We start from the raw sequence: 11,411 nt of genomic DNA, 5'->3' as shown, positions 1-11,411 counted from the left end.
CTCTGACCCCACAGCGAACCCCTAGGACCTACTCCCCCACGCCTGGCACCCGTGGCACACTAAACCTCGGTGTCAATCAACCCATGACGCAGGTTATGAGCAGCGTTATGAGCACGGTTATTGGCACGCACCCAGCGCCCGTAGCTCAATGGATAGAGCAACCGGTTTCTACCCGGTAGGTTGGGGGTTCGAATCCCTCCGGGCGCACGTAAAGGCGAAGCTATCCCGATGATCCGTAGCGGTTGTCGGTGCACTCGCCGCAGCTACCCCGTCAAGAGACATACCCATCAGCCGACCCTTGGACCCGCGACGATCATCCAACTCGTGCCACGACGACCTGAAAACTAAGAGCATTTGATGCCACACTCAGTTCTCACGTTGGCCAGAATCCCAAGGAAGGAACAAGACCTTGGATAGTGTCCTACCAGTTTCTCCTCCATGGGTGCTGTTCCCCCTCGTCTGGTTCATCGTCATGGCAGCGTTCGCTGCTGGATCCCGCGCGATCGCCAGAAAACGAACTTCCCAGGAACGGCAAACCCAGGTCGCGCGTTATAGCAACAAACTAACGTCAGCCACCGCCACGGGGTTATTCGTGCTCATTGGCTTCGGCATCACTATGAGTTGGAATACTTTCACTGCCGGCCAGTCTGCGGTAGATGCCCAGTTTGTTGCCGCGGATGAACTCATCGTCGCGTCACTCGACCTGGAGAATGTTCAGGACAAGAATCGGCTCCTGGCAAGCGTGGCGAACTACCTAGACACCACGACTGAAGAAGACTTCACATTCTTTGCGCAGGGAAACGTCTTTCCCGCACCCTCCGTGGACAGTTTTCGTGAGCTCCAACAAGCCGCAAGTGCCGCGATTGAAGATCCAGGTACTGGCCAAAAGATTCAGATTTCTCTGATCGAAGACTCAGTAACGAATTTGGCCGAGAATCGCGGTGAGTTGTTGTCCGTTTCCAATCGAGTCTTACCTCCCGTGATGATGGCACTGATCATGATCTCCACCTTGTTCGTGGCAGTCTTCATGGGCGCAAGCTTGAGTGATGAGGAGCGACCCTGGCTGCTGTTCGGATGGGTATGCGTACTGACGCTGGCATTAGCGGTCATGATCTGGATTTCCCACCCGTTCACTGCACCACTCGGGATCGATATCAGCTCATTGAGCGAACTCGCAGACGTTGCTCGCGGCTTCATCGAGGAACCGGCCACCGGCTCCTAACTCCAGGTGCGAACTGGCCGGAGTAACTCCCGAACAGCTAACTACAACTGGATCGGCGCGTCCCACCAGGACTTGCGGCCGCGGTAGCGGATGAGACCCACTCCTACTCCCAGCAGCAGCAGCGCCGCCCAGGTAATGCCCATGACGTACTGACTACCGGTGTTGGCTGGAGTGTTTCCACCACTGCCGCCACCAGGTCCGGCGGTGAAGTCATTGGTGACGATGACGGTCTCTTTCTTGTTGACCGTCACGATCCCGTCGCTGCTGCCTTGCTTGGACGAACTATCGGAGTCAGAAATCACAACCCGCGATGCACCGCCATTATCGGTCTCGCGAACTTCACACGTGGAACCCTTGGGGACAGCAATCACCCTGTGCTCGTTGGCGGCTAACCGGAACTGGCGATCCTTTCCGGGAAGCAGCACCTTGGTTTTGGCCAGCGTGCACTCCACTGCGAAGGTGAACGGACCCACCGTGTCGGGGTTGCCGCCATTAACTTGCTTTTCCACGATGAGCTCCGCATCGTTAAACGAGTTCGTTGCGATCACATCGATTGCGGAAGCGGCTTCGGTAATCACTACTGCATTGGCCTTCGAGTCATTATCAATCTGAGTACGGGTGGCGCCACCGTCTTTCGGTTCAGTAGCCCAGCACTTCGCACCGATGGGAAGTGCTTTCTTGAAGGCTTTCGACTGCCCACTCTTGAGCTTCACTTTCTTGTCGAAGATCTTTTCACTGCCACCTGCGGTGAGACTGCGTGAACATTTCACGTGAAGGGTGAACTCGCTCTTGGCGACCTGATCAGCAGCAGTTCCGTCCACAACCTTTGCCACGGACACCCGGCCCGATGGGAACTTATTGTCCACATCCACCTCAACGGGAGGCGAGCCCTCGGGAGTGATCACGACAGTGTCGATGAGCCCCGGCGCGGGTCCCGTGGCATCACCGTTGTCGGTTTCATAGACCTTGCAGACCGCTCCTACCGGGAATGGCCCGACCGCTTTGGACAGCGACTCCGCTGGAGAGATTTCCGCGGTGACCGGCTGTAACTCAACGGCGTTGGGGCCCGCCCCGAGCGTGCAGTCGATCCGGACTGGTCGCCCAACGGAAAGAAGTTGACCTACTCCGAAGAAGGTTCGCTCATGGTCATGAATGCGAACGGCACTGGGGTCACTACTCTGATTGCGGCGGAAAACGACCTCAACTACCTGCAGCCATCCTGGTCCCCTGATGGCAACTGGATCGCATACATCAGGGCTGACTACGACCAGCGAGTCGCCAATCAACCGGAGATCACCTACACCTCACTGTGGAAGATTCCCGCCAACGGCACCGGTCCAGCGCAGCGACTGTACGTACCCACTAGGGACCAGATCGAATCACCCGCCTGGTACCCAGACGGCAGCGCTATCGGGGCACTGCTGCGGAACGGCGCTACCAACGACCTCTACCGGATGGGAGTTGACGGTTCTAACCCACAGCTGATCTTCACCAGTGGCTTGATTGATGAAACAAGCTTTGACTGGTCACCGGATGGCCAGCGATTGATTGTGAGTGGCGTGGACTTCTCCCAGGGCAATCCGGTTCGCAAGGTGTGGCAGCTAGCCGGAGACGGAGCAGGTGCCATGACTCCGGTGTGGCCGGATGCGTGGGATGCAGCCTGGTCTCCAGACGGCACCCGGATTGTGGCCGCCGCAGAGGATCCCAACGCTCGGCAACCACAACTGATTATCTTCGACCCGAATAATGCCGCTGCCACACGAGAACTGACTGGACTACTGGGCGACGAGCCGAGTTGGCAGCCGGTCCAAACCGACGATCCGAACGATCCCAACAACCCGACACCCGCAGAGACCACCTTGGCGGTAGACGGCAAGTCAGTGGATAAGAAAATCAAGATCGACAAGAAGGCCAAACTCGTTCGAGCCGCTGTCACGAATGGCGAGATCACCAAGGTCAAGATGGTGTGTAAGGCCAACGGCAGCAAGGTCAAGGGAAAGAAGGCCAAGAAGAAGACCTGCGCCGCAGTGGAAAAAAAGAAGAACGATCCCACCACCGCCAAAGTCGTTGCTACGCCGCAATGCAGCAAGGTGAAGATCAAGGTCGTGATTACCGCCCAGTACCAGACTGCTGATCCCGCCAAATGGAAACAGACCTGGCGGGCCAAAAAGAAGGGCCCCAGCTGCCCGAAGTAGCAAGTTACTCGCTGGTGGGTTTCGATCGATAATCTCGAAACCCACCAGCGAGATTGCTGTCAACGGAACGTAGCGCCCCGTTGGGCGCGGGTTTAGCCCGAGCCGCAGGATTTGCTACCAGCGGCATGGCATAGGACGGGTCGACCAAGAGCTTCAGCTCCACCGACTCGATCCCGCAAAGATTGGTTTCAGCGGCTACCCGAACCAGCGCTGCAGCCGACTCGAACCGAACTCTTCCTTGTCGGCCAGAAAGTCAGGCGACGGGCCCGCTATCCCTCCGACCGGACGCTGCCCGGCCATGAATGTGACGTCAACTTTCGCTACCGAGCCGTGACCGAATTCCACGTAACAAATTCCATGGCCGTCGTATTCAGCCTGCGGCTGTTCATCGCGAATAACATCAGCAATCCGGGTGGCGGCAATCTTGGCCTGGCCTTCACTAAAGACTCCGGCCTTGGGGGTACCGACACTGGTGCAGTCGCCCAGCGCATATACCCCGGGAAACTTTGTTTCCATCGTCAACGGATCCACCGGAATCCAGCCATCTTCCGTCATGCCTGACGCCGCCACTACCTCAGGCACTCGATGTGTAGGAATCCCAAGGAACAGATCAAAGGACAGTTCGTCGCCATCCGCAGTGACCGCCACCCGACGCTTGGGATCTACCGAGCGCACTACGGTCTTGGGTACGAATCGGATGTCTCGTTCAGCGAATGCCGTCATCAGGGCCGCAGAAGCGTCAGGCGACGGCGGCACCGGCCGCCCAAATGGCATGACCAGCGTGATTTCGGACTGGTCTCGCAGGCCTCGCTCGGTGAGGTAGTCGTGTGTCAGCAAGACTGATTCACTCGGTGCGGGTGGACATTTGAACGGAGTCGAACAGACTCCCACTACTACCTTGCCGCCCGCGAAATCCGCCATGACGTCTCGTAACGCAAAGGCGCCGGGGATCGAGTAGAACTCGTGCCCACTTTCGACCAGACCGGGAGTCGCCTCGGGATGAATGTTGGCTCCTAAGGCAACAACGAGGATGTCCGCCGGGTACTCACCACCTTCAGTGCGGGTAGCCCGAGTTTCCGGATCAATAGCGACCACCCGATCCTGAACAAACCGAACGCCCGGCTTGTTCAACTGGCTGTAAGGCGTGCGGACCGCCGCTGGAGTTTGTCGACCAAACACCACATCGAGTTTGCTGAAGCCAAAGATGAAACTGTCCGCCGCGTCGATCAGCGTCAAATCTAGGTCTTCGCCGAACTCATCGGACAACACCGCTGCTAGCTCCAGCCCACCAAATCCCGCACCGAGCACCACGATCCTCATACCCCCAGGGTATGTGGCGAGCCTCGAAGAGCCAAACAGCAATCGTGTGGACTCCGCAGCAACGTCCCAGCGCCAACGGGCCAGGCTCATCCACAGACATCAATCGGTGCATCAGTTGTCGCATTCACTGCTTCCGCTGATCGCGGGCAATAGGCTGTGCCTGTGTCCACAAGTCCACAAACCAGCAGTTCCGCACAGCAGGAGCACAGCAGCCACCCGCTGCACAAGACCTACCAATCCGCCGACGCCCTCGATGAAGTGGTGTCGACTACGACGGTCGGCAAATGGATCGCGCTGAGCGTCGTTTTGGTCGCTTTCGCTGCCGGCCTAGTGTGGGCGTTGTTTGGCACTGTCCCACAGCAGACCGAGCAGTACGGAATTACCTCTGATCCAACGAAAGTGCGAGAAGTCTCCGCACCACAGGCGGGGACTGTCTCGTTTGCGGTCTCGGACGGCGACCAAGTGAAAGAAGGAGACGCCCTCGCGGAAGTCACCTCCTTCAACGGAAGCGACACCATCAAGGTCAGCGCACCATTGGCCGGGACCGTCTCCAACCTCAGCGGCGAGAGTGGCACCGGAGTGGACGCGGGTAGCAAACTCCTGACCGTCACCGGCGCGGTCACCGATGCCGCAAACCTGAGTTTCATTCTCTTTACCAGCCAGGAAGTCGCCACGCTCTACAACGACCCCGAGAGCCTCACCATCAGTTACACGACATCGGCTGGCAAATCCCAGGAACTGCCGGGCAAGGTAACATTCGTCGCCACCTCCCCGACTAATCAAGACTCGATAGCGGTCTTGGCCGGTGGCGAGGATCGACTGGGGTTACTCACTCGGGGTGAGGATCTGCCACTGCATCAGGTGACGGTAGTGGTGGCTGATGACGCCGACGTCTCTGCCAGCGACCTTCCGGCCGTGGGACAAATAGTCACCGTGTTGAACCGCTACTCAGAACCGCATCCGATTGAACTGCTCTTCGGGGACCAAGAATGAGTCAATCGGACGCCACCGCAGCGGCATCCCCGAATCCCACACCGACGGTGTCACCGACGCAGGTGGTGACCAAACCCAAACGGGCGGCAGTTCCCACCATCAACCAGATGTCGGAGGTGGAGTGCAGTGCCGCATCGCTGGCGATGGTGTTGGCCCATTACGGCAAGTGGGTGCCACTGTCTGACTTGCGCCACACCCTGGGTATCTCACGCGATGGCGCTACCGCCCTCGACATCGTCAAAGGAGCAGAAAAGTATGGGCTGAAGGCCGACGGCGCTGTCGGTGGCTTCGACAAGCTGCAGGGGGTCCAGGTTCCCGCGATCATCTGGATTCGGCGATCGCACTTCGTGGTACTGGAAGGTGCGCACGACGGCAAGTACTACATCAACGATCCAGGTAGCGGTCGCTATCGGTTCACTGCGCAGCAAATGGAAGAACAGTTCTCCGATGCCGTGCTGTGGTTCTCACCTGGACCGGATTTCAAAAAGACCGGGCATCCGTTCCGGGTGATTCCCGCCTTGGGCGCTTGGCTGCGACACAGCCTGCGGGGAACCGCCTTCGCCATCATCATCGGCCTGCTGGTCATGCTGCTTGGCCTGGCCTTGCCGCCACTGTCCGAACTAATCGTCAACGACTACTTCACCGCAGGCGACGACAATATTGTCCCGACGGTGATCACCGCCCTGATCGCGATTGGGTTGTTGCGCGGCGGGCTAGCCATCACGCAGTACGGCGTACTCACACGATTACAAGTGAAGTTCTCGCTCGTGGGCAGTGCGAAATTCCTCGATCACCTGCTCCGCATGCCGATGCTGTTCTACATGCAGCGGGCTGCGGGCGACCTCTCGCAGCGGGTCACCTACAACGTTGGCGTCGCGCAACTCCTGGCCACCCAGTTGGCCTCTGCGGGGATTGCGATCATCGGCCTGATCGGGTTCGTCATCTTGCTCTTCTACTACCAGTGGCTGATCGCACTGCTAGTCGTGCTGCTGTCCTTGATCAACGTGGTGATCTTGCAGGTCGTACTGTCGCGGCGGCGAAGTGCGCAGTCACTCGTGACTCACGCCCAAAACAACCTCCGCGGCACCACGGTATCGGCGGTGCGCAGCATTGAAACCATCAAGTCGACTGGCACCGAAGACGACATCTTCACTTCACTGTCCGGCCAGCAGTCGCAATACATTTCTGCTGAGACTCGACTGGTGAACTCCACAGCGGTGATTGGCTCGGCACCCACCACACTGTTTTCGCTCAGCAGCGCCACGATCCTCATTCTCGGCGGAGCGCTAGTGATCGCCGGCGAGTTTTCGTTTGGCGCCTTGCTCGCGATGCAGACCATCGCCATCAACATCAACTCCCCAATCCAAACCCTGATGAGCACCGGATCCCAGTTGCAGGTCATCACCGCGAATCTGCAATCGCTCGACGATGTCTTGAAAGTGGCGGAAGATCCGCAACTGACCGAGGCTGGCAACGCGCAACCTGACAAACCGGCAGGTCATCTGGAGTTGAAGAATGTGACCTTCGGCTACAGCACCACGCGAGCCCCGGTCATCGACAACTTCAGTATCGATCTGAAACCCGGGGCACGAGTCGCACTCGTCGGTGTCAGCGGAGCAGGAAAAAGCACGATCGGGAATCTGGCAGCAGGACTGCTGCGCCCCTGGAGCGGTGAAGTGCTCGTAGACGGCAAGTCGATCACCGACTATAAAGAGGGCAGTTTGTCTGGCGTGCTGGCCAAGGTCGACCAAACCATCGTGTTGTTCGAGGGCACCGTCAAACAGAACGTGACACTGTGGAACGATGCCGTTCCCGATGACTACGTGATCGAGGCGCTGCGTGGCGCGCAAATACTTCCCGATGTCTTGGCGCGAACCGGTGGCATCAACACCCACGTTTCCGAGGACGGCCGTAACTTCTCCGGTGGCCAATGTCAGCGGCTCGAGATCGCTCGGGCGCTAGCCACCCGACCCCGGATCATGATCTTGGATGAGGCCACGTCAGCTTTGGATACCACCTCGGAAGCCTTGGTGGATGATGCCTTGCGAGCGTCAGGACTCACATGTCTGATCATCGCTCACCGGTTGTCCACGATTCGCGACTCTGACGAGATCGTGGTCTTGGGCCGCGGTGGCGTGGTCTTGGAACGGGGCACCCACGAGGAACTCCTAGCGGCACATGGCGAGTATTTCCGACTCGTCGCTGAGGCGGGTGATGGCGGCAATGTCGGAACGTGATGCCATCCTGCTGACCGATGCGACAACCGCCGCATCACTCGATGCCGGAGTTGCTGACATCTTTGTCAAAGCTGATTCCGGAACCTTGGTGCCGTTGGTGACGTTGACTGCTCCTGCACTAGTGCCGGGAGCCGATCACACGAGTTTGCTGGTGGTGCCGCGTATCGGTGCCAGCATCAGCCGTACAACAATCAGCGGTACTCCTGATGCCAGCAAATACCTGGAATCACTGGCCGCGGTGAACTATCAGACTGGCTCAGATCTTGCCGACTTCTACCAACAAACAGTCACTGCCTACTTCACCGAGCGACGAAACATCAGCCAGCAGGCCTACCAAGCTGACACCAAGAACCTGGATCGGTCCTACCGCCGAGCGGCATTGGCCATCAAGAATCCATCCGAGGATCTCGACGAGCCCGCCGATGACTCGCTCACGGCGGTGATTCGACTGGTCGGTGAATTCGAAGGGTTCACCGTTCGTCGGCCGGTGAGCACCCCGAAAGACAGCGACCTGATGCAGCAACTCCAAGGGATTGCTCATGCCTCCGGGATCAGGGTCCGGCCGGTGAAGCTGACCGGGAACTGGCAGCAGCCTCGAGCTCACGCCTTCTTGGCTCTCGACCAGTCACTGAACGACGGCACCCCGGTGGCGTTGATCCCAGGCGGCAAGGGATACCTCCTTCGCACCGGCCCGCTCGACCCGGGTACGCCGCTGACACCCGACCGAGCTGCGGACCTGAACGAAAATGCGATGCAGTTCTACCCAACCCTGGATCGCGATCGGCCAGTGACCAGCAGGGATGTGGCCCGGCTGGCAGTTTCAGGTATGCGGCGGGAATGGCTGTGGACCATCGGTCTGGCTGCGGTCGTGGCCGTTATCGGCCTGTTGACTCCGATCCTGACCAACGTTGTCCTCGGCTCCATCGTCCCCAACCAAGACACCAACCTGCTGGTTCAGGCAGGGGTGGCACTGACTGCGGCTGCGCTAGCCGCCGGGGTCTTCTCCTTCGTGCAGTACCGAGCCATGTCTCGAATCTCCCAGCGCGCTATCGAGCGGGTGCAGACTGCCTTCTGGGATCGAGTACTCGCTATGCCGGTGGCGTTTTTCCAGAAGTTCTCCTCCGGTGACCTCTCCGTACGAGTCATGGCCGTGGACGCCTTCCAACAGATCATCAACGTGCAGGTGATCGGCGGTGTACTCGCCGCGGTCTTCGCCCTGGTCAACATCGGTTTGATGTTCTACTACGATTTTGCGCTCGGGCTGGCCGGGCTAGTCGTCATTATCGTGACCGTGGTCATCGGGATCTTTGCGGTTCGGACAGTGCAAAAGCTGTACTGGCAATCCATCACCGCACAGTTGACCTCGACCTCTTGGGTCATCCAGGTGCTGTCGGGCATCAGTAAGGTGCGTCTTGCGGGAGCCACGACCAGAATGCAGGGCCGCTATCTCGATCTGGTCCGCGATCAGGTTGTGGCCATCTCGCGGATGACCAATGTCTTCGGAAAAGTCCAAGGGTGGACACTGTTCGCCACCAGTTTCGCCACCGCCCTGTTCATTTTCATGATTAAGACCCGATCCGGGCCGGGGACCCCTGACGTCTCATCCGCAACCTTCCTCGCGCTGCTCAGCGCGTTCGGCGCGAGTTTCGGTGCACTGACCGCGCTGACCTCAGTCCTGCTCCCCATTGGTTCGGCTGCACCAATTTTCCGACTATTGCGCCCGATCATGGACGACGTCCCGGCGGTAACCTCCGACAAGTCCGATCCCGGTCGATTGACCGGTGACATTCAGCTCACCAAGGTCCGCTATCGGTACGAGAAGAACACCCCCATCGTGCTGGACAACCTGAGCTTTCATGTCAAGCCCGGCGAAATGGTTGCCCTTACCGGCCCCTCCGGCTCGGGAAAATCCACCACGATCCGGTTGTTGCTGGGTTTTGACTCACCAGAGGACGGCCAAATCCTCTTTGACGAACGTCCGCTGTCCGACCTAGATCCAGATCTCGTGCGCCGACAGATGGGGGTCGTGGTGCAGAACGGTCAGATCATGCGGGCAACCATGATGCAGAACATCATGGGTGGCGCTGGTTATGACGAAGGGGCCGCGTGGCAGGCTGCAGAATCAGCGGCGCTGGCTGATGACATCCGGGCGATGCCGATGGGGATGCACACCCTGGTCGATCCATCGCTGATTTCCGGCGGTCAGGCGCAGCGCATTCTGTTGGCTCGGGCGTTGGTGCGAAATCCCTCGATCATCATCATGGATGAGGCCACCAGTGCGCTGGACAATGTCGCACAGGCGAAAGTCACCGCCGCGATGAACGCACTGGGTGCGACTCGAATCATTGTTGCTCACCGTCTCTCCACTATCGAGAGCGCTGACCGAATCCTGGTGATTGATGCCGGTCGCGTGGTCGAAGAGGGCACCTACACCGAACTCATGGCCAAGAAGGGCGAGTTCGCCAAACTGGCTAAGCGAGATCTCACCGGCTTCCACGAGGACCAAGCCGAGGCGGCAGGTGGTGATTCACCTCCTGCTGCTCCCGCCGACGACGACTCGGCTGGCACAACCGGCGAGGCCACCCATCAGAAGGACTCGACCAGCGCTGCCAGCGGTGGCGGTGGCGGTGACCATAAGAAGAGCGCGAGTAAGAATAAGAGTAAGTCTGCTGCCGGGGATACCACCGAGAACGCGAAGTCATCATCCGATCAGTCAGCCGGCTCAAAGAAAACCAGCAGCAAGTCAGCGGACGGGTCGAGCACCAAGGCCGCTAAGCACGCCAAGGCCGAACCCTCGCCCGAGTCGCAGTCCGACAGCACCGACAGCACCGACAGCACCGACGCTGATTCATCCTCGGCCACTGACGACGCCAGTGACCACTAACGCTTGGACGCTGCAAGGCGTCGCCGCTGACCTTGACCGCAAGCGGGTGCTGACCGACGTCAATCTGGAGATTTCGCAAGGCACGGTCACCGCAATCATCGGTGCCTCCGGTGCGGGGAAAAGCACCCTACTGAAGGTGCTCGCCGAGCAGATCCAGCCCACAGCCGGAGAGGTCAACGGGGAACTTTGTGGCGGCGATTATCCGATCCATGGTCAAGATTGGTCGTCTCGAACCGGCGCCGCTCGGCTAGCCGAGATCGATCACCTGCTCGAGCAATCGCCGGCCGCGCTCCTGCTGGATGAGCCCACCAAAGCCATCGCACCAGAGGTCACCGCCGCGATCCACGACCGGCTGCTGGCCGCAGCCGATGAGGGGATGACGGCAGTACTGGTGACGCATGAACATCGATGGGTGGAGCGGTCACTAGCTAGCGCCGTTGTCGTGACTGATGGCAACTGCCGGAATACTCCCGTGGCTGATATCGACTTCCTCGCGATTCAGCACGCCACCATGGAACGACTGCGTGGCTAGGACGGCGCCGCCGACTAGCGCGCGATCG

8 protein-coding genes and 1 tRNA gene are annotated in these 11,411 nt (G+C 59.3%); 7 read left to right on the top strand and 2 right to left on the bottom strand.

Annotation, left to right across the window (positions count from 1 at the left end):
* Nucleotides 1-134: 134 nt before the first annotated feature.
* Nucleotides 135-207, top strand: a tRNA-Arg gene (locus K0U62_10570).
* A 235-nt stretch (nucleotides 208-442) separates the two neighbouring features.
* On the top strand, nucleotides 443-1,222 hold the full coding sequence (locus K0U62_10565) for a hypothetical protein (protein ID MCH9801953.1): 780 nt from the start codon (nucleotides 443-445) through the stop codon (nucleotides 1,220-1,222).
* A gap of 41 nt (nucleotides 1,223-1,263) precedes the next feature.
* Here K0U62_10565 and K0U62_10560 read toward each other — a convergent pair whose 3' ends face one another.
* Complete coding sequence (locus K0U62_10560) at nucleotides 1,264-2,508, bottom strand: hypothetical protein (GenBank protein ID MCH9801952.1); 1,245 nt, start codon at nucleotides 2,506-2,508, stop codon at nucleotides 1,264-1,266.
* Nucleotides 2,509-2,676: 168 nt separating this feature from the next.
* Between K0U62_10560 and K0U62_10555 the strand changes: the two genes are divergently transcribed.
* Nucleotides 2,677-3,417, top strand: coding sequence for a hypothetical protein (locus K0U62_10555; protein ID MCH9801951.1), 741 nt, complete (start codon nucleotides 2,677-2,679; stop codon nucleotides 3,415-3,417).
* 195 nt (nucleotides 3,418-3,612) lie between these two features.
* Here K0U62_10555 and K0U62_10550 read toward each other — a convergent pair whose 3' ends face one another.
* Nucleotides 3,613-4,737, bottom strand: a complete 1,125-nt coding sequence (locus tag K0U62_10550) for an NAD(P)/FAD-dependent oxidoreductase (protein MCH9801950.1) — start codon at nucleotides 4,735-4,737, stop codon at nucleotides 3,613-3,615.
* A gap of 162 nt (nucleotides 4,738-4,899) precedes the next feature.
* Here K0U62_10550 and K0U62_10545 point away from each other — a divergent pair, with 162 nt between their 5' ends.
* From K0U62_10545 to K0U62_10530, 4 genes are read left to right on the top strand one after another with little or no spacing between them, the layout of a single operon-like run.
* Nucleotides 4,900-5,730: a hypothetical protein gene (locus K0U62_10545; protein MCH9801949.1), complete on the top strand. Its 831-nt coding sequence runs from the start codon at nucleotides 4,900-4,902 to the stop codon at nucleotides 5,728-5,730.
* Complete coding sequence (locus tag K0U62_10540; GenBank protein ID MCH9801948.1) at nucleotides 5,727-7,967, top strand: peptidase domain-containing ABC transporter; 2,241 nt, start codon at nucleotides 5,727-5,729, stop codon at nucleotides 7,965-7,967. The genes K0U62_10545 and K0U62_10540 overlap by 4 nt, the downstream gene beginning before the upstream one ends.
* On the top strand, nucleotides 7,909-10,851 hold the full coding sequence (locus K0U62_10535; GenBank protein MCH9801947.1) for an ATP-binding cassette domain-containing protein: 2,943 nt from the start codon (nucleotides 7,909-7,911) through the stop codon (nucleotides 10,849-10,851). The genes K0U62_10540 and K0U62_10535 overlap by 59 nt, the downstream gene beginning before the upstream one ends.
* Nucleotides 10,841-11,383, top strand: coding sequence for an ABC transporter ATP-binding protein (locus K0U62_10530; GenBank protein MCH9801946.1), 543 nt, complete (start codon nucleotides 10,841-10,843; stop codon nucleotides 11,381-11,383). Before K0U62_10535 ends, K0U62_10530 begins: the two co-directional genes overlap by 11 nt.
* Nucleotides 11,384-11,411 lie beyond the last annotated feature (28 nt).

The organism is Actinomycetes bacterium, assembly GCA_022599915.1.
GTDB lineage: Bacteria > Actinomycetota > Actinomycetes > S36-B12.
The sequence above is the reverse complement of the archived record's forward strand: the minus strand, read 5'-3'. Positions and strand labels throughout refer to the sequence as shown.